Raw genomic sequence first — 24,720 nt, forward strand, 5'->3', positions numbered from 1 at the left:
TCAGGCCTTCCAATGCCGGCTTACAGGCCCGGACGAACGGGATTGCGACAGACAGTGAACGCGCCACGCGCCATTCTGTTCGACAAGGATGGTACTCTTGTCGACTTTGACCACACCTGGGGACCCGCCGCCGGTGCGGTGATGCGGCGTCTGGCGGGCGATGAGGGTGTTACGCTGGAACGTCTGTTCCACGCCAGCCACTATATCGCTGACGAGCGGCGGTTCCTGCAGACCTCGCCACTGATCGCCGGTTCCTCCCGCCAATATGGTCCGCTCTGGGCGGAGATTCTCGCGCGGGTTGCCGATACAGCCTTCTATCATCAGGTGGACGTTCTCTTTTGCGAGGAGGGGGAGCGCTTCCTCACGCCGATCGGCCGGCCGGCTGAAACGCTGGCGCGATTGCACGCCTTCGGACTGCCGCTCGGCATCGCCACCAACGATGCGGAGCCGAATGCGCGCCTGCAGGCCGACCGTCTTGGCCTCTCGCCCTATCTGAGCGCGGTCTATGGCCATGATTCGGGTTATGGCTCGAAGCCGGCCCCCGGCATGGTGCAGGCTTTCGCCGCGCTCACCGGCCTGCCCCCGTCCGCAATCGCTTTGGTTGGTGATACGCGGCATGACCTTGAAACCGCCCGCGCCGCCGGCGCGATCGCCGTGCTCGTCCGGTGCGGCCCGGCGCCTGTGGACGATTTTGCCCATGAAGCCGATCTTGTCGTCGACACGGTGGAGGAACTCGCCGCGCTGATCCTCGGCGCGGCGGGGGCCGAGGTCGCCGTGGCGTGAGGCGAGCGGGGGAGAGCCAGCCATGATCCGCCGGCGGCTTTACATTGAGGAGCGGATGTCGCGGCTCGCCGTCTGGAGCCTGCGCACGGCCATCTTCGCCTTTCCGGTCACGTTCATCGGTGCGGTGCTCTTTGCCACCGAGACGCTCGATTTCCGCAGCGCGCTCTACACCGTGCTGGCAGGGGTGGGAGTGGCGGCGTTGGCGTTGGCGTTGGCGCTGGCGGGCTTTGTGGTGATCTGGAACGAGGGGCTCAAGGGTCTTTGGCGCGTTATTGGAGCCGCCGCGCTGGCGCTGGTGCTGATCATGCCGACGGCAACGCTGGCGGCTTTCGGCATGGGCGTGCGCAACCTGCCCGATGTGACCACCGACCCCCTGGACCCGCCGCACTTCGTCACCTTGGGTGCCGCTCGCTCGCGTGCCGCCAACAGCCTGGTCTATCCCGGCGACCGGCTGGCCGTGATGCAGCTCGATCTTTATCCCGGCATCAAGCCGATGACCTTCGATGCTCCCCCTGATGAAATTTTCCGCGGGCTGCTGACGCTTGCCAAGCGCCATAAATGGCTGATCGTCGATGCGGTGCCGCCGGGCGATGGCCGCGATGGCCGGGTCGAGGCCGTGGCCCGCAGCCTGCCCTTCGGGCTGCGCGACGATCTGGTGATTCGCGTCCGCCCGATCGCGACCGGCACACGGGTCGACATGCGCTCCTCGGCGCGCAGCGGCGATGCCGATTTCGGCTCCAATGCCCGGCGCATTTCCCAGCTCTTCGCCGAACTCGCCGACCAGCAGGGCCGCCCGTTGCGCCGCTGAGGCGGCCCCGAGGCCGGTCGCTGGCCCTCCGGGCAGCTTCGGTCCCGATCCCGCGCCACTTCGGCTCAGGGCAGGCGGTAGAGGCCGGTGCGCAGCGCAGGGCCTTCGGTGAGGACGTCGCCACGTTCCACCAGATCTTCGAGATGAGCCAGCGTGGAAAGCCCCGCCGCCCCGGCGAGACGGGGGTCGAGGCCGAAGTAGATCGCCCGCACAATGTCCGGTATCGAGCGAGGCCCCCGCTCCAGCGCTCGCAAAATGGCCGTCTCGCGCGACTGGCGGTGACGGAGGAAACGTTCGACGAAGGCGGGCCCCTGCGCGATAACGTTGCCATGGCCGGGAAGATACACCGTCTCCGGCCGCTCGCCGAGCCGGTGGAGCGATTCTATATAGTCGTTCATCGAACCGTCGGGCGGTGCCACCACGGTGGTAGACCAGCCCATGACATGGTCGCCGACAAAGATTGCGCCCGCCTGCTCCAGAACGAAGGCCATGTGGTTGGCGGTATGGCCGGGCGTCGCCAATGCCGTGAGCGTCCAGCCGGTGCCCTCCACCCGGGCGCCGTCGGCCAGCGCGACATCAGGCAGGAAGGCACGGTCACCGGCGGAATCGAGCGCAGGGGTCTCCTCAGCGTGCAGGGGGCGGGCGGCGCGGTGCGGGCCCTCTGCATAGGTCGGCGCCCCCGTCGCCGCCTGCAGCGCCGCCAGCGCGCCGCTATGGTCGCGATGGGTGTGGGTGAGCATCAGGTGCGTCACCCTCTCGCCACTCACCGCCGCAAGCACGGCGGCGACATGCGAGGCGTCGTCCGGCCCCGGGTCGATGATGGCCACCTCGCCGCGCCCGACGATGTAGGTACAGGTGCCGGTGAAGGTGAACGGCCCGGGATTGGGAGCCAGCACCCGGCGCACGCCCAACGCAACCTCTTCCACCACCCCCGGGAGGGCGTCGAAGCGCCGGTCGAAGGGAATGTCTTCCGCCATGATGTGCCTCTCGCGGCCGCGGCTTCGCCCGTCGGCTCCGACCCGTTTGCGCGCCGGCCCCGGCGCGTCTATTCAGCTATTGCGCGGCCTGCCTATCGCAAGGATGAGGGATGGACAAACTGCTTGACGGCTATCGCCGCTTTCGTGCCACCGCCTGGCCGGAGCGCAAGGCGCTATTTGAAAGGCTGGCTGCTCTCGGCCAGAAGCCGCAGACGCTAGTCATCGCCTGTTCCGACAGCCGCGTCGATCCGTCCATGATTTTCGACGCCGGGCCGGGCGAGCTTTTTGTGGTGCGCAACGTCGCCAATCTGGTTCCGCCCTACACGATCCCCGATCACCTGCACCACGGCACCAGCGCGGCCATCGAGTTTGCGGTTCGGGTCCTGGAGGTGCGCGAGATCGTGGTGCTCGGCCACGCGCTGTGCGGCGGTGCCGGCGCATTGATCGACGGCGCGCCGCCGCAGGCGCAGGACTTTTTGCCCGACTGGATCCGAATCGGTGGCCCGGCACGCGATATTGCACTCAAGCTCAGCGATGATCCCGCCGAGCGCCGGACCATTCTCGAATATCAGTGCGTCAAGCTCTCGCTGCGCAATCTCGAGACCTTTCCCTGGGTCCGAGAGAGGATCGAGGACGGCCGGCTTGCCTTGCAGGGGGCCTATTTCGCCGTAGCCACCGGCGTGCTTGAAAAATTGCGCCCGGACGGGACCTTCACCCCAGCCTAATACTTTCGGCGCATCCCCATGGAACCCAGCCTCCCGCCCGAGCGTTTCGCGGATGGCCGGGTTGTCCCGACCTTCAGTCACGGCGGGAGGATGTGCCATGGGACTGCTCTCGAAAGATATCAGGTCACTCGATGACCTCCTCGTCCAGGGTCTGGGCGAGCTTCTCTATACCGAGCGTCGGATTGCCAAGACTCTGGCGATCATGGCGGGCAAGACATCGGACGCGGCGCTGTGCCGGGCGTTGGACGCCTGCGCGAGCGCGGGCGCGGCGAATGTCATTCAGATCGAACAGGTCTGCCAGCGGCGCGATTGTCATCCCCGGGCGGCAGAAAGCCCGGCCATAGATGGCATTTTCATCAGTGCGGAAGAGCTCTCCGGAGAGATCGACGATTGCCGGGTGCTCGACACCGCCATTGCCGGCGCCGTCCAGTCGGCCGCAAGCTATGCATCGGGGCGCTATGCCACGCTGATGGGTTGGCTGGATGCGGTTGGACGGCCCGATTGCGCCCGGCTGTTGCAGGCCGGGCTGATTCAGCATCAGCGGACAGCGCAGACGATGCGTCAGCTTGCCGAGAAGCGCCTGAACCCCCGTGCTCTGGGGAAAGGCGGCGAAGGGCCGGTGGCCGTGGCGATCGCCAGCTGAGGCCTTGCGCGTGATTACAGCCGTTTAGAGCACTCCGGTGAAAACCGTTTCACCAGCAGTGCTCTAGTTAATCGTTCTACACATTTCTTCGCGCGAATCGGTGTCCACTTCGCTCGAAAATGCCTAGGCGCTGGCGCGCCGGCACGCCTCGGCGAGCCGGTCCGGGTCGTTGGCAAGTACCTCGACAGCGACCCAGCGGTTCCAGTCCGCCGCGAGGCTCCAGCCCGGCCGCCCGACATAGGCCAGCGGCAGCCGGTAATGCAGCACGGAGCGCGGCTTCACTTTGCCGCGAATACGCGGTCCGACCCGCTCGGGAAACAGCTGCAGAAACAGCGGGAGCAGATCGAGCGAGCGCTTGCGCGTCGGATTGGCCGCCAGATAGTCGGTGCAGAGATCGTCGAGGTTGGGCCGGTAGTCGGGTGACAGCACCCGCCGCACATAGGCTGAGGGATAGGGCGGCGGCGCGTGAAAGCGCATCAGCCGGCTGATGAGGATTTCGGCCCGCAGGGAGGGCTCCAGTACCAGATAGGCCTGCAGCAGCCGCAGCAGGGTCGGCGCATCCGTCGCCACGGGCATGATGTTGAAGTGCAGGCCCAGCGAATCGGTGAGGATCGCTCCTTCGCCGCCCGCTCCCGCCTCGCGCAGCGTCAGCATAACCGTGTCGAGCTCGCCAAGCCGTTTCGGCGCCAGCGGCGCGGCGATCATCTCGCGCGGCACGAAGGGCTGCATGGCCGCACCCAGCCAGGAGGCCAGCGGCGGCCCCAGCCAGCGCCCGGGCCCGTCGCGCCGGGGGTGGACATGACGCATGTCGAGCTCGATGCCGATATTGCCGAGTCGCGAATCTGCCAGCCGGAAGGCATAGGGGTCTTCTTCCTCGACCGTGCCGCCGAGCACCGCCTGCAGGCATTCCGCCGCCCTTCGCTCGGACAGATCGACGAATTCGATCTCGACGCCGACCAGACGCGGGCGCCCCTCCACGGTCAGTGGCGAGGGGAGCGGCAGAAAAGACGGGGAAGGCGCGCTCACGCGAGGCGCCAAGGGGGCTGGCTCATCAGCCCGATATGGGGAGGGCGCAGGCCATGTCCAGATCGCTCGCATGCCGCCGCCACCGCCCCGAGGGGCGGTGGGTCGTCTCGGCAGAAACATGGATAGTCTCGGGAAAGTATGGTCGGAGTGGCAGGATTTGAACCTGCGACCCCCTCGTCCCGAACGAGGTGCGCTACCAGGCTGCGCTACACTCCGCCTTGGCGCGAGCCTCTAGCATGCGAATGAGCGGGCCGACAAGGCCCCTGCCACCACTTGCTTGGGGGATCGGTGGATAAGCTGCCTGTGGCCTGCCCGAGCGTCGAGGTTGAAAGCGGCGGCCAGCTGTGGCTATCTCCGCGCCCACGGAACGCGCCGGCCCGGTCGCGAACCCGTTGGGGCGTCGCCAAGCGGTAAGGCAGGGGATTTTGATTCCCCCATGCGGAGGTTCGAATCCTCCCGCCCCAGCCAATCCAGATAAGCCTTTGAAATCAAAGGATTTAATCTGCGGCTACACCCGACAAATACACCCACGAATACACCCGTCGTGATGTGCCATTTGATGCCGCAGGCGGATAGTGATTTCCGTGTTGTCGTCTCCAGCACATGACGGAAAGGTATTTCGGTGCGAGACTGTTTTCCGACCGATGAGGCAGCTAGGAGGTGGGAGCATGTTTGGCTGGCTGAAGAAGAGGCGGCTCAATGAGCAGAAAAAGCTTATATTTCAGAATGGAATGGCATCAGAGATAATGGCGCGTGGCTATTTTGCACAAAGACAGGATTCAAATGTCGTGGATATTCTTGATAAAATTCAAGCCGAGACATCGAGAATTTCGTCATTGGTGGACGCCAACTCTCTGGTGTCAACAGAAGAGACTGCTCGGCTCTTGGAGATGAATAAGGTTCTTCGAAGAATCTACGATTCGACCGCTATGCGACACGTGAGTGGATTTGACGATGCATATAGGCCGTTGCTGGGCTGGGACGAGCTTTACAAGCGTGGATGGTGAGTCGCTGGCCCTGCCTGACGCCCCCGAAGCGCCCGCCTTCGACATCACCGAGGCAGGCGCCTTTCGGCGCTGGGGGACATAGACGAGGTGATAGCGACCTGCTCAGGGGACCCTAGGGCGGCCATACGCGCCCTTCTGATAGGCCAGCAGTTCCTAGAGGCGGCGCTTGAAGAGGCCCGCAAGGAGGCGTCTTGGGGCTATGTGAGGGCGATTTAAAAAGTGGGCGAGAGGTGCCATAGTGTCCGCTGAGCGATTTGATAAATGCGGTCAAAGTCGTCCCAACAGACTGATACGAGGCGAAGCAGCGGCGCGTCGCCAATCTTGCCCACCTGAGTTACCGGATATGAGAAGTCCGGGTTATCTTCTTTTGCGGGGACTGGCGCCGCGTAGCGACCGGCCCAAGTCATTATTACACCAAGCGCTTGGAGGCGCTTCTGATCGGCTTCGTCGAGCGATGGCAACCGCGCTTGCTTCCAAAGTGTGGGAATATTGTGAGACATCGGGACCGATGCCACGGAAAGGCTCTCGCCGTTCTCCAGTCGCTGAGCAATCACGGCTTTGATTATCAATTCCATTGCAAGGCTCATCTCTCGCCGCACGGCTTCAGCAAGCGCTATGGAAGTGCTGCCATTGTAACCAATTGCATCCGCCGCCTCTGTAGAAGACGCCACTCCAATCACAGACAGGAGGTGTGAACTGAAACGCGCATTATCCGCGTTCGCGTAGTAATGTCCGGGCGCTCGTCGCCGCCGTTCATGGATTGAAATTGTTGCCACGATTTATTCCTATGGATTGGGGAGTTATTGGTGCGGGCATTAGCCTCCACCTCCACGCCCGCCGTGTACACCCGAAACGGCACCGTCTACGCCTCCAGCCGGGACGTTGCGGCGTTCTTCGGGAAGCGGCACGCGGACGTGATCCGCAGCATTCAGGCCCTCACCTCGGAGGCCCCAAGCACTGAACGCAATTTTGCGCTCAGCTCCTACACGGACAGCACAGGCCGCACTCTCCCAGCCTACGAGATGACCCGCGACGGCTTCACGCTCCTCGCGATGGGCTTCACCGGCAAGACGGCGCTCGCCTTCAAGGTCCGCTACATCGAGGAGTTCAACCGCATGGAGGCGCAGTTGAAGGCCCCTCAGGCTCCCCAGCTCCCAAACTTCATAGGCGCCGTATCGGCGCTGGAGGGACCCCGGAGAGGCGGCCATCGCGCGTTTCTATTTCTGCATTGAGGGCGGGATGCTGTCCGGCTTTGCTGCCTCCCCCACACGGTTCCACGACCTGAACCGCCACGGCTGTGTCATTTCGAGGGGGGTTATGCGAGGCGTGAACCGAGGCGGGGCGCCCGCGCCTGCCTGCTCAAGCCGTCTCAGCAGAAGCGGAATGAGAGCCTCAGGGACGAAGAGCCACGGCCGTACTGGCCAGCCTTGGGGTAGGAAGCTATCGCGCACAAGAGCAACTCGAATGTCGTCCCAATGCGCTTGCCACGCCATGAGCCTTTTCGCGAGCGTTGAAAGTCCGACGCTGTATGAGATTTCGCACAGAAATACAGTCTGCTGCCGGAAGTCCACTGCCGCTGCGTCACAATACCAATGCGGGCCGCTCATATCGGGGTTCTCAGCCGCGTTGACTTGGACACAGCACTCTGAGTTCACGAATATCGCGCGGTCAGCCCGCAAATAGTGCAGGACGACCCCTTCATAATAGTCCACACGCGCCTCCCTTCTCTGGCGTCATGTTACCATCGCAGCGTCTTTAGGCACCCGCAACGGCAACGCAACGACCACCTACCGCATCCGCGTGGTGCCTCTGGAGGGGAACCCGTGGTTCGTTGCGACGACGTTTGCCGCGCCCTCGGCCTCACTCTCGCTGGCGGCTCTTCCCGCCACCTGACGAACCTCAATCCGATTGATGTTCGCCGTGGGAGGGTTGATACCGGCCCGCAGGGTGGGCGGCCTAATGCCCTGGTCTCCGAAGCCGGCCTCTACGAGTTGATCGCCCGGAGCAACAAGCCGGAAGCGCGCGCCTTCAAGGATTGGGTGTTCGGAGAGCTGCTGCCCACCATCCCCCAGCGCCGGAGGCGCCTGCAAGACGGGCGGCTACGTCCTTCAGGGCGCCGACCGGGCGACCGTAGGCGAGGGCACGGTGGCCGAGATGCCGGACGAGGGGGGGGAGATGAGTTTACGGGTCCTGTATAGGGAGGGAAGGTTGTCCCTGAGGGGCCGCGCCCTCGCCATCGCCAATATCAACGACAACCCCGCATGCTCCAGACGACCCCGGAAAGCCGGCCATCCGCCCCCTCAGGAGCCGGCGCCAGCCAGCTCGCCGCTGACAGCCTCCTTGTCCGCCTCCACGCTGACGACCGTGAGCGTATGGACAGTGCCATCACGAGCCGTCCACTTCATCGACTGCCCCCCTGAAAGCCCGATCAACGCGACCCCCATGGGCGTCATCACGGACACCTTCCCCGCCAAGATATCGGCCTCTCCCGGGAGAACGAGCGTCACGGTGCGGTCGTCCCCGTCATCCGTGGTGAACCTGAACCGCGAGCCGAGGCGCACGAACGGGGAGCCGGGCTTCTCCGTGACGACAACCCGCGCCCGGTCCAGCTCCGTGTAAAGCTCCTCGGCAAGGTCGGGATGGCTGGTCGCATAGCTGTCCGCGAGCTTCGTCAGGCGTGCGCGGTCGTCGCGGGTGATGAGGATGGCCGGCTTGCGGCTTGCGAGCGTCATTGAAGTCTCCAATTAAAATGGACGCAGAGCGCGGCGCGCGCTTCGCGTGTCGTTGGTCTGATGATGTGGATTGTTGCCGCCCAAGGCGGCTTAGCGGTCTACAGAGTGTCCCCGCGCGCCCCGGTGCTAGGGCGCTGAGCGACCGAGCCGGGGTCTAGTGTCCCGCGATGGGACACACCCGAAAGTGCTGATGCTGTGCGCGCGCGATAGTCATACCCGGAAGTTGGGGGCTGTCCCCGCCAAAGTCAAATCTCTGCCGTAGCGGCAGGCGGGAGGGGTGTTCTGTGCCCCATGGCGGTAAAGCAGGGCGGCGTTCTGAAGCGGCCGGGCGGCACCGAAACCCTCGCCAAAGACCACCCGGAGAAGGGCGACCTTATGGCGGCGCGGGACTTGCTGCGGACTGCCGGCTACGACATGGAGGCGGGCGCGGCTCGGCGTTACCTCGGTTACTTCAACGTCCTCAAGCATGGGCGCCTAGTGGTCACGCGCTCTATGGTGGGAAATCCACACAGTAGCCCGTTCCCCAATCGCGGCCTCATCTTCCTATCCCGCGCCGGCCGCAATCACGCCCTCACCATCGCCACCATCGACAACGAGCCCCGCATCCTCGACACGGACCTCGCGGCGACCCCCGAGAGGCGGCCACGGGGCGCTTACGGGTCCAGTATAGGGAGGGAAGGTTGTTCCTAGAGCACAGCGCCTTGACCCCGAATCTCCTTGGATTCATACAGTTAGGGCACGCTAGGGGAGCCGCTCGGGGATGCCGAAGATAGCCACGGATGACCTTCTCCGGTCCCTCATCCAAATCCGTGACACTTTCTCAGAGATGCCCCTGCCGCTGGCGATAATGCTCCTCACGGTCGCGGAGAGGGAGGGCGCCACGTCCTCCGAGATAGGCCGGCTGTTGGGTGTAGGACGGCAGTATTTCCGGCAGCTTCAGCGTCTCGGAAGTGGTGACTACACGGGGCCAGGACTGAACCTCGTGGCGGCGCTCCCCCATGAGGATGGCCGGGCGGTGGCGATACACCTCACCAAGGCGGGGAGGCGGGTTCTGGAGCAGATCGAGGGCGGCGGCAGCGGGAGGAGCACGGTGGGGAGCTGATTTCGATCCATCAGCATCGTGAATCCAAATGGCGGATGGATTCCAAAAACTCGTTGGACGGCAGATTCTCGACGCCATTACTCAGGTGCCCTCACGTCTCCATAAAGGGCTCATTAACGATGACCTCCTCCGCCGCCTCCGATGCCCCTGCCACCACCGAACAGCCCCATAAGGCGGAAGGCCCGGCCCCCCGTGGGCGCTGGTTTGAGCATCTATCCCTGCGCATACCGGGCATCGGTGGCGTTGTGGCCGAGTGGTGGCCGACGGCTGAGGGGCACTTCTTTGATTGCTGGAGCGACGGTAGGGGCGATTTGGAGCTTCGCGCCGGACGCCTCCATCTCCTGCTTCAGCGCCCATGGTCGTTCCTCAGTGCCGATGAGCGGGGGGCCTACATTGCCGCCACGTGCCCGCCTCCGCAACGGCTTGGGGTGTCCGTGACCCTGCCGCTTATCGGCGGGGCCTTCTTCGACTGGAACTTCTACCGGCAATCAGCCGGCATGACGTGGCGTGATTTCTTCTCGCTCGACCTTCAACGGGCGGGCTCCATTGAGATTGGATGCGGGCGCGCGACGATCCAAGCCGACCTCTCGGAGCCGGCCTATCACTGGCCCCGCGCGGCGCGACTGGCTGCCTCTGTGCCGTGGCTCGTTCTCGGCTTGCCGCTGCTCATCGCCATCCTGCTCTTTGTGGCGCTTCTTACCGCCCTCACTAACCCCTTCCGGTGGCGGCTGAAACGCCTTGCCCTGCGCCTCGCGTGGAAGATATGGCCGGAGCAATTGGATACGAAGGCACGCGCGTGGGCGACGAAGGCGAGCGACCACGAGGAAATGGTGCGGCTTTATGTGGCGCGCGAGGCTGAGCGGAAGGTGGCCGAAGAGGCGGCCCTTGAGGCTGAGGTAGAGCGCCGCCTCGCTGAACGCCCCGCAGCCGCTGGAGCGTGAACATGAGGGACCTCATGGAACGCCTCGGGTCCTTCGGGGCATGCGTCCTCGTGCTCGGCTACATCGCCAGCGCGCCCCTCGGGATGATCTTTTGGGGCGCGAAGGGCTGGCTCTTGGGCGTCGTGCTGTCGCTCATCCTGCCATGGTTCGGAGCCGTGAGCGTGCTGGTGCAAATCGTTCGCTGACAACGGTTTGCGGCTAACCCCTCACTATCGCGATTACGGATCAATCGCCCGCCTCGCCGGCCCTGTCGAGCTAACCCCTCACTATCGCAATTACGGATCATTCGCCCGCCCCCTGCCGAACCCTTCGGTGGTCGTGGCGGGCGTCTTTCGTCTCTGCCCAACTCCCGCAGAACAGATATAAGGTATCAAATTATGGTCGCGCGCGTGAATGACATCCTACCTTTTACATCGACGAATGGCCGGTCGGCGGATGGTCGTGGATTAGCCTCCAAAATGAGTCCGAATGGCAGCGCCTCCACCAAATTCGATGAAATGAATGACGGTATAACGGTTGAGTGGTGGGTGTCTGAATACAGGAAAGAGGCTATTGCGGAGGTTGATAACCTGCTCAACGACCTTACAAATTTCCGCGCGATGTTGTCGGACATGCCTCCTTCGACTAGGTTCTCAGAGGTGCAGAAGATCTACGATGCTTGGCATCAGTTGTGCGAGCGGCCGGCGCTAACTGGTTGTGGCGAGGCGCTAGAAGGCCGTGTCGACGCGTCGTCTGGCGGAAGAAGGGGACCCCACCCCCATCGCCGCTTTGGTTGCGCTCTAGAGGTGATGCTGGATGCTCTGGTTGAGCTTCCGGAATTGCAAGATGATCTGCCTGACACGAGTGGGGAGTTTGGCTTCAGCATCGACGAGTAAAGATTACCGTCGCCGGCCATCTATCCGCCGCCCCTCCCGCCCCCGTTCAGACACCCGGAGCGGGGGCTTTTCTATGTCCGGCCGGTCCCCCTCGCGACCGCCTAACGAGCCCCTGAACATCGCCATGAACACCGAACTCGCAGACGCCATCCGCGCGTCCTCCAAGCGCCTCGGGGTGGAGCCTATCCACCTCGCTACGGCGATGTCCTACGAGACGGGCGGCACCTTCGACCCGTGGAAGAAAGGCCCCACCACCAAATGGGGCGAGCATCGCGGCCTCATACAGTGGGGCGAGCCGCAGCGCGCCAAGTACGGCGTGACGCAGGACATGCCCATCACGGCGCAGGTAGAGGCCGCTGAGCGCTATCTGAAGGACGCCGGGGTGAAGCCCGGCATGGGCCTCCTCGATATCTACAGCGCCATCAACGCGGGCGGGGTGGGGCTCTACGACCGCTCAGACGCCGCCGCTGGTGGCGCTCCGGGCACCGTCAGGGACAAGGTGGAAACGCAGATGGCGGACCATAAGGCCAAGGCTGCGGCCCTCCTTGGCGGGCAGGACATCACCGTTGCCGACCGTTCCCCCACGCGGCCCATCACGGTGCCCGAGCAGATGGCGGCTGAGGCCGCTCCGGGGCCAGGTATCGGGGAAACCGCCATGGCAGCGGCGCGCGAGCATTCCCTCACCGGGTGGCTCGTCACCAAGCCGTGGCTCCTGCCCGATGACCCCGACTTCCAGATGACCGATGAGCGCCTCAAGGCCCTCACTCAGGGCATCCCGAGCGACCGGTGGCGGGCCTTTGAGAACGCGTATTCGGCCGATCAAGCGGACTCGATCCGGCGCGAGCTGCTCGCTCAGATGGACCGGCAGCGGACACTCTCCGAGGCCGGCATCACGGGCGCTCTGCTCTCCGTAGGCGCCGCCATCGGGGACCCTATCGGCATCGGCGTGGGTGTCGCCACGGCAGGCACCGGCAACGCCATCATGTGGGGCACCAAGCTCTCCCGCATGCAGCGTGTCCTCAGCGCGGGGGTGGCCGGGGCGGCGGTCAATGCCGGCCTCGCGGGCGTGGAGGAGAACCTCAAGCCGAACCCGGAGTGGGACGCGGTGCTCCTCGCGGGCGCCGGTGGAGCGTTCATGGGGGCGGCTTTCGGCGCGCTGAGCAAGATGCCGCACATGGCACCCGAAGCGCAGGTTATTCGTGAAACCTCGAAGGAGGCGGTGGAGAAGACGGAGGCCAAGTACGGCGTGGAGCCCCTGCGGCCGAAGGACAGCTCCGTGGGCGCCGCTCAGGGCATAGAACAGGTGCCCCTTGCTCAGGACGCCAACGACTTCATCCGCCTTGCTGATGGAACGAACGCCCCGAAGACCGGCATGGCACCCGTGCGCTTCGATGCTACCGGCCGGACCAAGGCTTCCGAGAACCAGCTTACCCGCATGCTCGGAAACGCCCTAGGGGAAGACGGCACGGGCAATCTGGACAAGGATGTCCCGGCCCTGTGGAGTGCCACGCAGGAGCGCGCACGGCTCCAGCAGGTCATGGACACGCGCCGCGCGCTTGCCATTGAGCCGCATCTGAAGGCGTGGGCCGATGCACGCGGGCTTGGTCCTTTCGCGCGCGAGAAAGCGCGCGTGGAGTTCCAGAAGGAAGTCACCCGCGCGCGGCGCAATCAGGACCCCACCCGCACCTTCGACCCGGAGGTGCTGAAGGCCGTGAAGGACGTGGGCAGATGGTATGACGACTATCACACCCTCGCGGTGGACCCCGGCCGCGCCATAGGTCTCCCCGGACAGCGCCGTCCGGTCCCCGGCTTCGACCCCACGGTGCCATCCCTGCCCAACTATGTGAACCGTGTCATCTCCCACACCAAGCTCGGGGACGCCCTGCGCCGCTACGGGCATAACGGGGTGGCCGATGCGTTTGCCGCAGCGATGCGCCAAGCTCAGCCCGATATCGACCCGAAGGCGCTCCACGCTATCAGCCGGGGATGGCTCACCACGCACCGCAAGGTGGCCCGTGGGATGGAGGCGCGCGCGGCGGACGGGCTCTTCTCGAATGACCTTGAGGGCCTTCGCGCGGCCCTGCACGACATCCCCGGCGTGGACCCGGAGGCCATCGAGAACGTCATGGCGACGATGGCACGGCCGGTGGACAGGGGCTCCGTCACCCGTGCCAAGCACCGCGTCCTTCTGGATGAGGGGCTCCGCATCAGGATGCCGGATGGCCTTGAGACCACCATCGGGGAATTGCTCCTTGAGGAGGACATCGGCAAGCTGATGGCGTCCTATAACCATCAGATGGCCGGCCATGTTGCCCTGTCTCAGGTGCTCGTCGAGAAGGTGGTGGAGGGGCAGCGGCATCTTCTCATTGACGGCCTCGCGGGGCCGGGGAAGCTGGAGCACTATCTACAGAAGATGGCCGCCGTTGCGGATGAAATAGACCAGCCGCAGGCCGCCTTGGTGAAGGACCAGCGGCGCATCGAATATCTCCATAAGAGCGCGGCGGGCGTTCCCCTGCACGACCATAGCGCGGCCTATGCGCAGTGGCTCCGGCTGTGGCGCGAATACGGCTTCGTCCGTGTCGCGGGGCAGATCGGGTTCGCTCAGTTCCCCGAGGTGGGTGCCATCTTCTCCTCCGGCTTCAAGGCGGCCATGTCCAGCATGCCGAGCTTGCGGGCGCTCCTGAGAGATGTCCGCACAGGCAAACTCAAGGACGAGTTCGCGGCTGAGCTGGAGGGCGTCTTCGGGCGCGGTGCCGAGCGCATCCGCACGGCTGGCGACTGGAATCTGTCCACCGAAGGGGAGTTCGGAACGGCCTTCGACCGCAGCCCCCTCATGGTGCGCGTAGAGAGAGCCCTTGGGGCGGCCAAGCGGGCCACCATGGAGATATCAGGGCTCAACGCCATGAACACATGGCTGCACCGCTGGTCCACCTCTGCGGTGGTGCACTGGTTCTCTCGCGCGGCCTCGGGGGAAATCACGGTGCCGGTGGAGCGGCTCCGCAAGATGGGACTGACGGACGCCATGGCAGAGCGGGTTCTGAACCAGATAAAGAAGCACCGGACCTTGAAGGACGGTTCTTCCTTCAAACTGGCGCGGCTCAATCTGGACCAGTGGGATGACCTTGAGGCCGCCGCGCACTTTGAACGCGCGGTGCATGTGCAGGGCAGCCGCATGGTGATGACGAACAGCCCCGGCCTCCTCGCGCCGTGGATGTCTCACCCGGTGGCAGCCACGGTGCTCCAGTTCCGCACCTTCGTCGTCGCGGCCCACTCCAAGCAGATGCTCCACGCCATGCACTGGAGGGACCGCGAGAGCATGTCCATGTTCCTCGGCACAATGGTGGCGGGGCAGCTCGGTCATATCGCGCAGACGGTGGCGAACGCGCCGATGCTCTCCGAGAAGCAGCTTGAGGAACGCCTGTCCCTTCAGGGCATCGCGATGGGCGGCCTTCAGCGGACGGGAATGACGGCGCTTCTGCCGCTTCTGGTGGACACCTTCGCGCGCGCCTTCGGGCAGCCGGGCGTCTTCAACAGCCGTTCCACCGACCAGACCTCGGACCTCTGGTTCGGTAACCCCACCACTGGCCTCGCGGACGACATCCCGAAGGCTATGCGGGCGCTGATGGCCGCCTTGGCGGATGACCGCCGCATGTCGCGTGGCGAGATACGGGATATCCTCCGGCCGCTCATTTGGCAGAACACCTTGCCCATGGTGATGCTGTTCGGCGCCATGTCCCGCGACCTTCCCGACTTCGCGCCGAAGGGGCGGTGAGAGCGGGATGAAAAAGACCCCAAGGCGGTGTGAAAGCGCTGCCTTGGGGAATCAGCGCGGGCGCAGGAGGCGTACGCGCTGTGCAGTGGCGGCCTTTTCTGGCTGGAGCACCTTACCCGCTTCGAAGTTGAGCGCAGTCAAAATTGCACCTTGATTGCCGATGGAAAAGTAGCAAACATCCCTTCCACGGTTGGGGGTATCATGCACACAATTGGCATAAGAGTAGCGCCGACTGGCGTGGTCTTCGCGGTATACGACTCAGAGGCGCAGGCCATCGAGAGTGTGGAGCAGATAATAATCCCTGCTGCATTTGAAGTCCCAGATGCTCTTAAATATGTCAGGAGCAATTTATTGGACATATTGAGAGAGTATCGTATTTCCCGAGCAGGGATTCGAGCGGCAGAGCCAAACGCTAGAAACCCTAGCATCCTTCGTATCGAAATCGAGGGTGTCATTAAAGAGGCATTTGCCAGCAGCGAATTAGAGACCTTTTATGTCGGTCACATCTCTTCTATTGCAGCTAAACTCAGTCTCAGAAGGACTGAGTTAAAGCCAATGATTGAAGGCGTCACTGATCCGGGAGTAGAGAATTGGGGGGCGTTGTCCTCCGTCGAGCGAGAAGCAATTCTCTGCGCTATGGGGGCAGTCAATGCTTAAGCCGTACAAGCGCGCTGAGCTTTCCTTCCGAGAAATACGTGAAATTGGTGCGGACGGGAGAAACTCGACGACACATCTGGTTTATGACGCTCAGCTTGGCGTTGATATCGTCATGAAAACCATCTCTAAGTCAAAAATGATAAATGCCGACGAGTTCTTTTCTGAGGCACGAAATCTATATGCGACTGCGCATCAGAACGTGGTTCAAATTCATTACGCGTGCGAGGATGCGAGCAACATCTATATAGCTATGCCATTCTATCGGCGTGGCTCTGTAAAGGGCCTGATGTCGAGTGGGCGTTTGACCGTAAGGGAAGTTATACGGCTTGGCTGTCAACTGTTGAGCGGGTTGCACAACATACATTCGAAGGGTCTAATTCACTTCGATATAAAGCCAGATAACATCCTTCTTTCTAATAGAGGCGAGGCGCTTCTTTCCGATTTCGGCCTCGCCAAACAAATGGAGCTTGGGCACGCAGCTCCCGACAAGCTTTATATTCGTATGGCGCCTCCAGAGGTGGTGGCAGGGCCGCCATACAATCTGCTGTTCGACATTTATCAAGTTGGCTTGACCCTCTATCGCATGATCAACGGCAACGAAGAATTTTATAGGCAGTTTGCCTCCTTCGATGGAACTGCGGGCCTCGATAGAGCAGGGTTGGCGCGCGCCATCACAGCAGGGACATTCCCGGATCGCGCGGCCTTTGGCGAGCATGTTCCGCAGAAGCTTCAGCGCGTGATCATCAAGTGCCTCGATCCAGTTCCGGCCAACCGCTTTCCGTCTGCCCTTAAGGTGGCCAATGCGCTTGCGGAGGTCGACCAATGTTTTGATTGGAGGCCGGTGCCAGACCCCGTTAGAAGGATATGGGTTAAGAGAGAGAACGGAACCGAGAAGCGATTTGTCGTGAACGCAGATGGCTCGACGACGTTTACCTCATGCGCTCACGGCGGGACGCCAAGGCAAAAGAGGGAGTTTTGCAAGGCAAGCATGCCGAAGGCCGCGATTAAGAGAGTTCTGAAAGAAAACTGATGACTAAGGTCCGAAACGACCCAGCTCTATACAAAAAGCGCGCTGTCTCCGCACAGAGGCGCGCGCGAGATACCTCTGCGCCTATAATAGATAAGAGAAGTCCGTTCTTTATCTCTCCGATCATAGATGGCCAACATTTGGATTTTCGTTCATCACGCAATTCGATCAAGTGGAAACCTAAAAATTAGTATTAGTTCGTATTTTATTGTAGGTTTCTGTAGGTTTAGTTTCCGATTGTCAGGTCGCCTCTCGCTAACGCCTCCCGGCTCCGGTGGTGACCAAAATATTTCCTTGGTAAAATTCGTGCGCCCATCTGAAATAGAACAAAGCCGCGATTCCCCCCTCGGGGGCCTTCAGTCCCGCATTCCGTCCCCTTCACGGGCGCCCCCGCGAGGCCCCTACATGGCCGCTCAGTCCCGCCGCCCCACACTCTGCCGAACGCCGCTCCCGGCCGCTGGTGAGTCAATCTGACTCGCCCTGAGCGCCTTCCTCGGAACCGCCTCGCGCGGCATCCTCGCGGGCATCATGACACCCGACACGCCAGCCGAAGCCCAGCCCCAACGCGCGCCGACCGAGCCCACCCCCGAGCAGCGCGAAGCGTTTCTCGACCAGCTCCGCACCTATCTCGCTGCCATGTACCCTTCAGCGGGCTACAGGACGCGCCGCAGGATACTCAGACGCGCCCGGAACAAGGGCCATTACGGTCGCCTCGGGGAAGTCGCAGGCATTCTCGTGAGCAACTACGTGCGGCACGAATGCACGGACTATGAGCGCCTCTTGCGGATCAACGGCGGCAATGAGGGGCTCACGCGCGAGGAGGCCCGGATGGTCGTGGCGCAGGAGGTGGAGGACATGGCGAACCGCTGGCGGCAGGGCTCGGCTGAGACCGATGAGGGCTATGTCCAGCTCCGCAGGCAGCTCAGGGAGCGGCGCCGGAAGAAGGGCAAGCGGAAGGACAATGCGGGCGTCATCGCTACGCAGAACGCGGCCATTGCTGAGTATCTGAGGGGATGGCTGGAGCGGCAGAAGCCGGCCTAGATCATTTCTGGCCGTGTTGCGGGCGCGGGTAATAGACCTCGGCAAACCGCGAGACCATCACCTTGAGCAACTCAACGAGCCCGAAACAGGCACCACTCATAACCCACTTATTTCTCATCGGAAATTATGCCTCCTGTATATGGAGCAGAGCCGTCCCTAGAGAGCGCGCGTGCGCGTCCCCCGAGCGAGGCCTTACGGGTCCAGTATAGGGAGGGAAGGTTCCTGCCTATGGGGCGCTCATGCCGGCCGGAGAGGGTTCTCGGAGATGGCCCCCACCATCAACCCCGTCTCAGAGGCGCTCCCACCGGCTAGGAGAGACGGCGATAGCTCCGGTCCTTGTGATGAGCGTCGCCCTGCATTCGGTGAGGCGATGTTGTATGCGGCAGGCATGAGCAAACCCGCCCCCGTGCCGCCCGCCGTCAATCGTCTCCTCTATGCAGCGGCGTTCGCGTGCGTCTTCATCATCGTGGTTCTCTCCCTGCTTCCCGCTCAGGAGATGCCGCGCACGGGCATTCCCGATGGCACCGACCACTTCATCGCCTATTGGGGCACGGGTGGTCTGATGGCGCTCGCTTTCCGAGGCAGGGGCGCGGTGCTGATGCTCGCGGGTCTCGCCTTGGTCGGCCTTGGCGGGCTCATGGAGGTGCTTCAGCAGCTCTCGCCCGGCCGCTCCACCACATGGAGCGACTTCCTCATGAGCGGTGGAGGGGCGCTTGCCGGCCTCCTCATGGGCACGGTGGCGGCCCGCATCATCAGCTATGGGCGCCGGCAGTACAGCGAGCGCCTCGGCAGCCTGCCCCGCCTCAGAGGCCCCATGCCTCCAGCGCCTTCGCCTGTCCGGCCGGGTCGTCCTTGATCCGGTAGACCGTCTGTCGGGTGAGGCCCGTGTGTTTCGACACGTCGCTCACACCCGCGCCCTGCGCCAGCATCTCAGCCACGCGGGTGAACTGCTCCCGGCTGAAGGTCGGCTTCCGCCCCTTGTACTTCGTCGCCCCCTCAGCGGCCTTGGCGTGGGCGATGCCGGCCTTCTGCGCCTCCTTGGTCGCCTCTGCCTGCGCCTGAGCAGTGGCCGCCATGAAGCCTATCAGGGCGTCTCTCACGGCCATCTGCACGGGGTCCTTGGTGGCCCCGTCGAAGGTCATGGCGTTGATGATGGTCTTCACCACCACGCCCCGGCGCATGAACTCGCGGATGGTCTCGGTGACATCGGCGTAGTTGCGCCCGAGGCGGTCCACCCAGCGGACCACGAGCGTGTCCCCGGAGCGCAGCACGTCGAACAGCCTCCGGCCCTCGGGGCGCTCCCTGAGGGGCACGGAGACGCCCGACACGCCGTCATCGGCAATCACCATGTCGAAGCTGTAGCCGGCCGCTTCGGCGTGCGTGCGCTGGTGGCTGAGGGTTTGGTCGGCAGTCGAGACGCGGGCGTAGAGGATGGTGGACATCGGCCTCTCCGGTGTCGGCAAGGGTGATGTCCGCAGATAAGATGTACGCAGACTCGATGTCAACCCCAGCGGACGGAGTTTCAGGGCCTCCGAGAGGTGTACGCTAGGGCATACCTATGAGGACATATCGTCGTCGAGGTGGCGCTTTAGGTCCGCAAACATGCGGACAAACTGAATTGCATTCCGCATGAACCATGCGAACCGTTCATAGGGGTAGCCGACTGCTACGGCCGTCTCGGCATTCCCCATTTCAAACTGTCGCCAAACCACGTGCGGCTCATTTCCGCGCACGACAGACCAATGCCCGTGCGCGATCAAATTCCGGTCCTTGCGAAGCTGCGCGAGGGTATTCCACATGCCGTCCGGGACGGGCCCGCCACGTGCTTCAATAGCCTCCCTTAGGGCGGCGAAATTCCTGTTCGGCGTATTATTGGCGATGCTCTTCATCGCTTTCTCGGATGGCGAATTGAGCGTCCAGAGAAGCTCCACTGCTAGGTTTTCTAAGTGCCCGTGAAGATTGAGGGCATCCGCGATTGCCGCCTTCAGCCTGAGCGGAATGACCAAACTCAGCTCTTCATTGTCGTCCAGCTCTTCCACTTCCACCCGCCCCACAAAAAAGAGACCACCGCATCATGACCGATGCCACCCCTGCGCACGCCCCTACGTCCCCCATCCTCGCCGCCTTGCGGTTCGAGGGAAAGACCATCCGGGCCACCCGGCACCCCGCCCACGGCCGCATGCTCATGGCGCACGATGTCCTCCTTGCCATCGGCTACACCCCGAAGCCCCCGAACGGCGCTCGGCCCATCCTCGCGGGCCTCAAGGTCTCCGATGCGAACCGCATCACGCTCACCCGCGAGGACTTTGACACCACGGAGGGTCGCCCGGAGCCAACCTTCTCCAAAGCCACCTTCCTCACCCGCGCCGGGCTGGACGAACTGGTGGCGGGTGCCGCCGCGAAGAAGGTGAAGACCTTCGGCCCGTGGATGGCGGTCGTGATGGAGAACGGCGCCCCGAAGCGGAAGCCCAAGCCGGTGGCCGAAGTGGCCCCGGAAGCCCCGGCTGAAGGGCTGCCTTGGGAGGAGTGAGCCGGCCGGCGCGATGCCCGGCCAACCCCTCACTATAGGAAGCCCCCAGCGACCTCAGGGCGCCGCGTGGAGGGCCGCTAAGCCCCCACTATAGGAAGACCCGAGGCCAGCGCAGGGCCGACTCCCTGCCGCCCCTAAGCGCCCCCTCGCACAACATGAACGACCTCAACCCGGACCCGCCAAGGGCCTCGCGGGGATATTCGTTCGTGGGCGTGTGAGGGGGCGTCTATCTATTTTTGAGGCGGCCCAACGGTCCCCTCGCGTGCCCCTCACGGCCCCCCTCATCGCGGCCTCGGGGCGCCTTCACCTCACCATCACAGCCACCAGAGCGGCCCTTGCCGGCCGCCTACACCCGCTCGCCCTCACTGCGGCGCGGGAACGGAGACACATGCCTTGATCTACACGGAAGAAATTCTCGACCGCCGCACGGGCGAACTCATCACCATCAACAAGGGCGACTGGATCACGGTCACGGAGTTTGGGCAGGCCATGGGCGTTGGCCCTCGGAAGGTCCGCTCCGTCCTGCGTGAGCTGGACTTCGTGGGTGTCGAAGGCGGCGGGACGCATCAGCGGCACCGCATGTCGTCCTGGGCCGTTCGGCAGGGGCTCGGGAGACGGATCGAGCCACGGAGGAAGGGTGCCGCGCCCTTCGATGTCATCAGCCCGGCAGGGCAGGCATGGCTCCGTGAGCGGTGGGCTGATGCCCTCGCGAAGCTGAACCACCGGGGAGGGCGGGGACCCGTAGCGGTGACCGGGGCGGCCCTCAGGGAGTTTCAGGTGTCCAGTGGTCGGGAGAATATGCCGGTGCAGGAGGCCGTGTGCTGGTTGTCGGACCATTTCCCGAGGCTGACGCAAGAGGACATGGCCGTCATCCTTGATGTCACCCAGCAGCTCGTCAGCCGGTATCGGGGCGTTCAGGCGAAGCAGCGGAAGGAGGCTCGGGAGTGGGCGGAGGCGACAAGCTGGAGGTGATGTCTCAGGGAGAAACCCCGAGGGTGGTCTTCATAGGCTCGTGTTGTGGCAGCTTGAGTTTGGCGAGGTATATTACCCATGAGCACAACACGGTGGAAAATGGGTTCCCCGCTGGGCGGATGCGGGAAGTGAACAACGTGAAGCATCCCAAGATACCCCACGAGGCTACATTCACGCTCGGTCTTTCCTTCAAGGTGGTCAAGGAATGGATGCGGCCGGATACGTACCCATGGATGAAGCGAAAGGCCGTAAATTACCTCGCGCCCCGCGTGGCGTTTTGGATTAGCACGATTGCATTATCCGTACATGTAGTATGGGCTTTAAACACAGAATGTAGCGTAAATTTCCAGCGGGGAGGCGCAATTGTCGTGTTTGCTGCGGCTGCTCTCTACGCTTGCATTGAGTGGCACGAACCTAACGGCTATCTGAGCGGTGGCCCCGTGCAACGCCTGTCGCTGTCCAACCCATATTTCGTATTGCCGCTCATAGGTGCCGTTGGCCCATTGGTATGGGGATACGGAGACTTGTTGCCGCTTTTAAGCAATTCAGGCTGTCACTGATCGGAATGCAAAGAAGGCGAACGACGGGGCATCACTGATGTTGGTCCTCACGGGGTTCATGAATATCGTGCTCGCCCTCGGCAGTCGCGCCGCCCCCTTTACGGCGTTCCTTCTCCTTCGGGAACTGCACGGCCTCCACGCAGGCCCGCAACTGGTTCACACTAGGGCCGCCTGAATAGGTCCCCAGCGTCATCCCCTGCCGGGCGTGTCCGACCACGCTGGAGATGATGTGCGGGGGCTGTCCGGCCATCTCTGCCTTTGTGATGAACCAGCGGCGGAAGGAGTGGAAGTCGATATTGCTCTGGCGCGCGCCGGGGGCTTTCTCGTCCACTTTGAGGGCCGTCCTGAGGCGGCCGAAGTGCTTGGTGATGGCCTGTCCGGGCTCGATGGCACTGCCTTCCTTGATGGCCGGAAGCTCGCTGAAGAGGCGGTCTTCGGGTGCCTTTCCGTCCGTCCGCGCGGTCACGAGGGGGGCGGTTAGGGGATGGATGGGAACGAAGCGGTTCCCAGCCTTGGTTTTCGCGTCGAGCACGTGGAAGAGGCCGTCCCGCACGTCCTTCACACGCAGCTTCGCTATCTCCGAGACCCTCATTCCTGACAGTGCGGCGATGCGGATGGCATCACCCAGCATCGTCGCAGGTTCCGTGCCCTTGATGAGGGTCGTTATCTCGTCGTCGGTGAAGGGGCGCTTGGTGGTCGCCACCACCTCTAGGTCTCGCTCGTTTACCCCCTGTCCGCGCCAAGGATTGTCGCCTTCGACATACCCGCGCTTCTCCAGCCATCGCCAAAAAGAGGACAGGCAGGACACATCCTTGTTGATCGTCCTCGGATGGATGCCCTTCTGAGTGAAGTGCTCCGTGACGTACTGCCCTGCCTTGCGCCGGGTCACGTCCTCAATCGCGGAGCAGAAGGCCGCGAACTTGGTGATGGCGCGCCGGTAGTCGTGCTTCTGCCGGGCCTTCATGCTGATCCGCTCATCAAGCCACGGATCAACCAGCGGCAGGAAAGGCGTGGCGACGCCCGTCGCGACAGAAGCGAACTCGACAGCGGCCGCCTCTCCATCGCTCGCTTCAATCGCCTCCGCGCGCTGATAAATCAGGTCCCGTAGGAGGCCCTCACGTTCTTCCTCGGGCACGTCCCCGAGCACCTCAGTGGTCTTCCAGCGAAGAGCCTCCTGCAAGCGGCTATCCCGAGCCTTCACACCTCTGCCTCTCGCTTCCTCGAATGTCTGCCGGATTTCAGCGATGACCGCGTGTTTCAACCGGGCGGCTTCGGACAGACTCTCCGTGCCCAAGGACACCACGATATGGGGCTTACCGATTGTCGCTCGGATGTCCTTGGGCACCGCGATACGGACGCGCCATTGCCGCCGATGCTGCTCAAGATGCGTTCGGTCATAGCGCATGGAGGGCTCCGAATGGGTGGCTGGGGAAAGAAAATACACCCACCAAATACACCCATCGGCTACACCAATGCAATGATTTCCTTATAGAATATGGGTTCTAGAGGTAGAATCGGAGTGTCCTCCCGCCCCAGCCACTCTCTTTGCAGCATGGAGCCGCTCCGCCTCGCTCGACGTCTGGCGGCGGCAGTGGCCATGCGAAGCGTCGCATGACCGGGCATGTCGGTGTCTTTCCCCTACCCTCCATCTATACGCATTGGTCCGGCGTGCTTGCGGGGCTCTGTCCGGTCGAACCGACGCCTGTTCCGCGGGTTTATGCGAGGGGACCGTACCGAAGGAGCCCTGGTAGTGAGCGACTATGATTTCTATTACTGGCCGGTCCCGTTTCGCGGTCAGTTCATCCGCGCCCTTATGGCCTATGCCGGCAAGAGCTGGGACGAGCACGGGGCGGACGAGATCGAGGCGCTGATGCAGTGCCCGCCCGCGCGTCAGCCGGTCGCCTTCATGGGGCCGCCGGTTCTCGTTGAGCGCCGTTCCGGCCTTGCCCTGTCGCAGATGCCGGCCATCGCCCTCTATCTCGGCGAGACGCTTGGACTCATCGGGAATGAGGCGGGGCGGCGGGCCCTGACGGTGAAAGTGGTTATTGACGCCAATGACGTGCTGGACGAAGTGACGCTGGACGGGGGGCGGCAGATGTGGACCCCGACGAAGTGGGAGGACTTCATCCCCCGGCTGGTTCACTGGATGACGATCTGGGAGGCGACCGGCCTTCGCTATGGCCTCACCGAGGAACGTGGCTATCTGCTCGGCACGGCCGAGCCCGGTGTGGCCGATATCGTCACCAGCACCTTGTGGTCGACCATGAGCGACCGGTTCCCGGTCATCCAGGAATTGCTGGAGACGCATGCGCCCTGCCTTGCGGCTCTGACGCGGCGAGTGGCGGCCGTGCCTGCGCTTGCGGCGCTGCGGCAGAAATCGTTCGAGCTCTACGGCACCGCCTATTGCGGCGGCCAGATCGAAAAGTCGCTGCGGCAGGTCCTCGGGAGGCAAAGCGAAGGCGGCGCCTCAGCCTGGGAAGGCGCCTGCATGTGTTCCCTCGGCATGCGGGGTCGTGCTAGAAAAGTCTGCGGATTCACCTAA

Annotated in this window: 27 protein-coding genes and 2 tRNA genes; 21 read left to right on the forward strand and 8 right to left on the reverse strand. The window is 63.4% G+C overall.

Features of this window, described 5'->3' with window-relative positions; all coding sequences use genetic code 11:
- The first annotated feature begins 54 nt into the window (after nt 1-54).
- Both A3M1_RS0112485 and A3M1_RS0112490 read left to right on the forward strand, forming a co-directional pair.
- Nucleotides 55-783 carry an HAD family hydrolase gene (locus tag A3M1_RS0112485; protein WP_018389311.1) on the forward strand — a complete coding sequence of 243 codons (729 nt, stop codon included), beginning with the start codon at nt 55-57 and terminating at the stop codon, nt 781-783.
- Nucleotides 784-805: 22 nt separating this feature from the next.
- Nucleotides 806-1,591 (forward strand): DUF1499 domain-containing protein, encoded by a 786-nt coding sequence (locus tag A3M1_RS0112490; protein WP_018389312.1) that lies wholly within the window; start codon nt 806-808, stop codon nt 1,589-1,591.
- 65 nt (nt 1,592-1,656) lie between these two features.
- Here the strand turns inward: A3M1_RS0112490 and A3M1_RS0112495 are convergent, their stop codons facing one another.
- Nucleotides 1,657-2,568, reverse strand: coding sequence for an MBL fold metallo-hydrolase (locus A3M1_RS0112495; RefSeq protein WP_018389313.1), 912 nt, complete (start codon nt 2,566-2,568; stop codon nt 1,657-1,659).
- 110 nt (nt 2,569-2,678) lie between these two features.
- Here A3M1_RS0112495 and A3M1_RS0112500 point away from each other — a divergent pair, with 110 nt between their 5' ends.
- Nucleotides 2,679-3,293, forward strand: a complete 615-nt coding sequence (locus tag A3M1_RS0112500) for a carbonic anhydrase (protein WP_018389314.1) — start codon at nt 2,679-2,681, stop codon at nt 3,291-3,293.
- A 97-nt stretch (nt 3,294-3,390) separates the two neighbouring features.
- On the forward strand, nt 3,391-3,936 hold the full coding sequence (locus A3M1_RS0112505) for a ferritin-like domain-containing protein (protein ID WP_018389315.1): 546 nt from the start codon (nt 3,391-3,393) through the stop codon (nt 3,934-3,936).
- Nucleotides 3,937-4,059: 123 nt separating this feature from the next.
- Here A3M1_RS0112505 and A3M1_RS0112510 read toward each other — a convergent pair whose 3' ends face one another.
- Nucleotides 4,060-4,962, reverse strand: a complete 903-nt coding sequence (locus A3M1_RS0112510) for an amidoligase family protein (RefSeq protein WP_018389316.1) — start codon at nt 4,960-4,962, stop codon at nt 4,060-4,062.
- Between the two features lie 139 nt (nt 4,963-5,101).
- Nucleotides 5,102-5,178, reverse strand: a tRNA-Pro gene (locus tag A3M1_RS0112515).
- Nucleotides 5,179-5,355: 177 nt separating this feature from the next.
- Here A3M1_RS0112515 and A3M1_RS0112520 point away from each other — a divergent pair.
- Both A3M1_RS0112520 and A3M1_RS26470 read left to right on the forward strand, forming a co-directional pair.
- Nucleotides 5,356-5,430: transfer RNA gene (locus A3M1_RS0112520), tRNA-Gln, on the forward strand.
- Nucleotides 5,431-5,630: 200 nt separating this feature from the next.
- The gene (locus tag A3M1_RS26470) at nt 5,631-5,969 is read left to right on the forward strand and encodes a hypothetical protein (protein WP_156029635.1); all 339 of its coding nucleotides are present in this window, start codon (nt 5,631-5,633) and stop codon (nt 5,967-5,969) included.
- A gap of 212 nt (nt 5,970-6,181) precedes the next feature.
- On the opposite strand, the gene A3M1_RS26900 is transcribed toward A3M1_RS26470, so the two are convergent.
- Nucleotides 6,182-6,745, reverse strand: a complete 564-nt coding sequence (locus tag A3M1_RS26900) for a hypothetical protein (protein ID WP_245261661.1) — start codon at nt 6,743-6,745, stop codon at nt 6,182-6,184.
- 30 nt (nt 6,746-6,775) lie between these two features.
- Here A3M1_RS26900 and A3M1_RS0112530 point away from each other — a divergent pair, with 30 nt between their 5' ends.
- Nucleotides 6,776-7,201: a Rha family transcriptional regulator gene (locus tag A3M1_RS0112530; protein ID WP_018389318.1), complete on the forward strand. Its 426-nt coding sequence runs from the start codon at nt 6,776-6,778 to the stop codon at nt 7,199-7,201.
- A gap of 450 nt (nt 7,202-7,651) precedes the next feature.
- Entirely contained in the window at nt 7,652-8,167 is a 516-nt protein-coding gene (locus tag A3M1_RS27180; RefSeq protein ID WP_371258747.1) for a Bro-N domain-containing protein, read from the forward strand.
- Nucleotides 8,168-8,269: 102 nt separating this feature from the next.
- Here the strand turns inward: A3M1_RS27180 and rnk are convergent, their stop codons facing one another.
- A complete protein-coding gene (rnk, locus tag A3M1_RS0112535; protein WP_018389319.1) occupies nt 8,270-8,701 on the reverse strand; it encodes a nucleoside diphosphate kinase regulator in 432 nt (143 codons plus the stop codon).
- A gap of 291 nt (nt 8,702-8,992) precedes the next feature.
- On the opposite strand from rnk, the gene A3M1_RS0112540 reads away from it, so the two are divergent.
- The 10 genes from A3M1_RS0112540 (at nt 8,993) to A3M1_RS0112585 (ending at nt 18,972) form a co-directional block, all read left to right on the forward strand.
- A complete protein-coding gene (locus A3M1_RS0112540; protein WP_018389320.1) occupies nt 8,993-9,391 on the forward strand; it encodes a hypothetical protein in 399 nt (132 codons plus the stop codon).
- Between the two features lie 70 nt (nt 9,392-9,461).
- The gene (locus tag A3M1_RS0112545) at nt 9,462-9,803 is read left to right on the forward strand and encodes a hypothetical protein (RefSeq protein WP_018389321.1); all 342 of its coding nucleotides are present in this window, start codon (nt 9,462-9,464) and stop codon (nt 9,801-9,803) included.
- Between the two features lie 434 nt (nt 9,804-10,237).
- Nucleotides 10,238-10,744, forward strand: a complete 507-nt coding sequence (locus A3M1_RS26905) for a hypothetical protein (protein ID WP_245261662.1) — start codon at nt 10,238-10,240, stop codon at nt 10,742-10,744.
- 2 nt (nt 10,745-10,746) lie between these two features.
- The gene (locus tag A3M1_RS0112555; RefSeq protein ID WP_018389323.1) at nt 10,747-10,929 is read left to right on the forward strand and encodes a hypothetical protein; all 183 of its coding nucleotides are present in this window, start codon (nt 10,747-10,749) and stop codon (nt 10,927-10,929) included.
- A gap of 192 nt (nt 10,930-11,121) precedes the next feature.
- Entirely contained in the window at nt 11,122-11,619 is a 498-nt protein-coding gene (locus A3M1_RS0112560; RefSeq protein ID WP_156029633.1) for a hypothetical protein, read from the forward strand.
- Between the two features lie 124 nt (nt 11,620-11,743).
- Entirely contained in the window at nt 11,744-15,391 is a 3,648-nt protein-coding gene (locus A3M1_RS0112565; protein ID WP_018389325.1) for a hypothetical protein, read from the forward strand.
- 150 nt (nt 15,392-15,541) lie between these two features.
- Nucleotides 15,542-16,048 carry a hypothetical protein gene (locus tag A3M1_RS25890; protein ID WP_245261663.1) on the forward strand — a complete coding sequence of 169 codons (507 nt, stop codon included), beginning with the start codon at nt 15,542-15,544 and terminating at the stop codon, nt 16,046-16,048.
- Nucleotides 16,041-17,078, forward strand: coding sequence for a serine/threonine-protein kinase (locus A3M1_RS25055; protein ID WP_018389326.1), 1,038 nt, complete (start codon nt 16,041-16,043; stop codon nt 17,076-17,078). Before A3M1_RS25890 ends, A3M1_RS25055 begins: the two co-directional genes overlap by 8 nt.
- A 525-nt stretch (nt 17,079-17,603) precedes the next feature.
- Nucleotides 17,604-18,116 (forward strand): DUF2293 domain-containing protein, encoded by a 513-nt coding sequence (locus tag A3M1_RS0112575; protein WP_018389327.1) that lies wholly within the window; start codon nt 17,604-17,606, stop codon nt 18,114-18,116.
- A 388-nt stretch (nt 18,117-18,504) separates the two neighbouring features.
- Nucleotides 18,505-18,972: a hypothetical protein gene (locus tag A3M1_RS0112585; protein WP_245261664.1), complete on the forward strand. Its 468-nt coding sequence runs from the start codon at nt 18,505-18,507 to the stop codon at nt 18,970-18,972.
- On the opposite strand, the gene A3M1_RS0112590 is transcribed toward A3M1_RS0112585, so the two are convergent.
- Nucleotides 18,920-19,558 (reverse strand): recombinase family protein, encoded by a 639-nt coding sequence (locus tag A3M1_RS0112590; protein WP_018389330.1) that lies wholly within the window; start codon nt 19,556-19,558, stop codon nt 18,920-18,922. The genes A3M1_RS0112585 and A3M1_RS0112590 overlap by 53 nt on opposite strands.
- Before the next feature lie 114 nt (nt 19,559-19,672).
- Nucleotides 19,673-20,155 carry a hypothetical protein gene (locus A3M1_RS0112595; RefSeq protein WP_018389331.1) on the reverse strand — a complete coding sequence of 161 codons (483 nt, stop codon included), beginning with the start codon at nt 20,153-20,155 and terminating at the stop codon, nt 19,673-19,675.
- A 35-nt stretch (nt 20,156-20,190) separates the two neighbouring features.
- On the opposite strand from A3M1_RS0112595, the gene A3M1_RS0112600 reads away from it, so the two are divergent.
- Both A3M1_RS0112600 and A3M1_RS0112605 read left to right on the forward strand, forming a co-directional pair.
- Nucleotides 20,191-20,646, forward strand: coding sequence for a hypothetical protein (locus tag A3M1_RS0112600; RefSeq protein WP_018389332.1), 456 nt, complete (start codon nt 20,191-20,193; stop codon nt 20,644-20,646).
- Nucleotides 20,647-21,039: 393 nt separating this feature from the next.
- Entirely contained in the window at nt 21,040-21,618 is a 579-nt protein-coding gene (locus tag A3M1_RS0112605; RefSeq protein ID WP_018389333.1) for a hypothetical protein, read from the forward strand.
- Nucleotides 21,619-22,209: 591 nt separating this feature from the next.
- On the opposite strand, the gene A3M1_RS0112610 is transcribed toward A3M1_RS0112605, so the two are convergent.
- Entirely contained in the window at nt 22,210-23,583 is a 1,374-nt protein-coding gene (locus A3M1_RS0112610; protein WP_018389334.1) for a DUF6538 domain-containing protein, read from the reverse strand.
- A gap of 345 nt (nt 23,584-23,928) precedes the next feature.
- Between A3M1_RS0112610 and A3M1_RS0112615 the strand changes: the two genes are divergently transcribed.
- On the forward strand, nt 23,929-24,720 hold the full coding sequence (locus A3M1_RS0112615) for a hypothetical protein (protein ID WP_018389335.1): 792 nt from the start codon (nt 23,929-23,931) through the stop codon (nt 24,718-24,720).

It is taken from the genome of Ancylobacter sp. FA202 (assembly GCF_000380205.1).
Classification (GTDB): domain Bacteria; phylum Pseudomonadota; class Alphaproteobacteria; order Rhizobiales; family Xanthobacteraceae; genus Ancylobacter.

Coding starts and splice junctions, on each gene's coding strand:
- A3M1_RS0112490 (WP_018389312.1), top strand. CDS start 806: ATGATCCGCCGGCGGCTTTACATTGAGGAGCGGATGTCGCGGCTCGCC.
- A3M1_RS0112505 (WP_018389315.1), top strand. CDS start 3,391: ATGGGACTGCTCTCGAAAGATATCAGGTCACTCGATGACCTCCTCGTC.
- A3M1_RS0112555 (WP_018389323.1), top strand. CDS start 10,747: ATGAGGGACCTCATGGAACGCCTCGGGTCCTTCGGGGCATGCGTCCTC.
- rnk (WP_018389319.1), bottom strand. CDS start 8,701: ATGACGCTCGCAAGCCGCAAGCCGGCCATCCTCATCACCCGCGACGAC.
- A3M1_RS0112495 (WP_018389313.1), bottom strand. CDS start 2,568: ATGGCGGAAGACATTCCCTTCGACCGGCGCTTCGACGCCCTCCCGGGG.
- A3M1_RS0112590 (WP_018389330.1), bottom strand. CDS start 19,558: ATGTCCACCATCCTCTACGCCCGCGTCTCGACTGCCGACCAAACCCTC.
- A3M1_RS0112500 (WP_018389314.1), top strand. CDS start 2,679: ATGGACAAACTGCTTGACGGCTATCGCCGCTTTCGTGCCACCGCCTGG.
- A3M1_RS0112560 (WP_156029633.1), top strand. CDS start 11,122: ATGGTCGCGCGCGTGAATGACATCCTACCTTTTACATCGACGAATGGC.
- A3M1_RS25055 (WP_018389326.1), top strand. CDS start 16,041: ATGCTTAAGCCGTACAAGCGCGCTGAGCTTTCCTTCCGAGAAATACGT.
- A3M1_RS0112610 (WP_018389334.1), bottom strand. CDS start 23,583: ATGCGCTATGACCGAACGCATCTTGAGCAGCATCGGCGGCAATGGCGC.
- A3M1_RS26470 (WP_156029635.1), top strand. CDS start 5,631: ATGTTTGGCTGGCTGAAGAAGAGGCGGCTCAATGAGCAGAAAAAGCTT.
- A3M1_RS0112585 (WP_245261664.1), top strand. CDS start 18,505: ATGAGCAAACCCGCCCCCGTGCCGCCCGCCGTCAATCGTCTCCTCTAT.
- A3M1_RS0112575 (WP_018389327.1), top strand. CDS start 17,604: ATGACACCCGACACGCCAGCCGAAGCCCAGCCCCAACGCGCGCCGACC.
- A3M1_RS0112600 (WP_018389332.1), top strand. CDS start 20,191: ATGACCGATGCCACCCCTGCGCACGCCCCTACGTCCCCCATCCTCGCC.
- A3M1_RS0112565 (WP_018389325.1), top strand. CDS start 11,744: ATGAACACCGAACTCGCAGACGCCATCCGCGCGTCCTCCAAGCGCCTC.
- A3M1_RS0112545 (WP_018389321.1), top strand. CDS start 9,462: ATGCCGAAGATAGCCACGGATGACCTTCTCCGGTCCCTCATCCAAATC.
- A3M1_RS0112540 (WP_018389320.1), top strand. CDS start 8,993: ATGGCGGTAAAGCAGGGCGGCGTTCTGAAGCGGCCGGGCGGCACCGAA.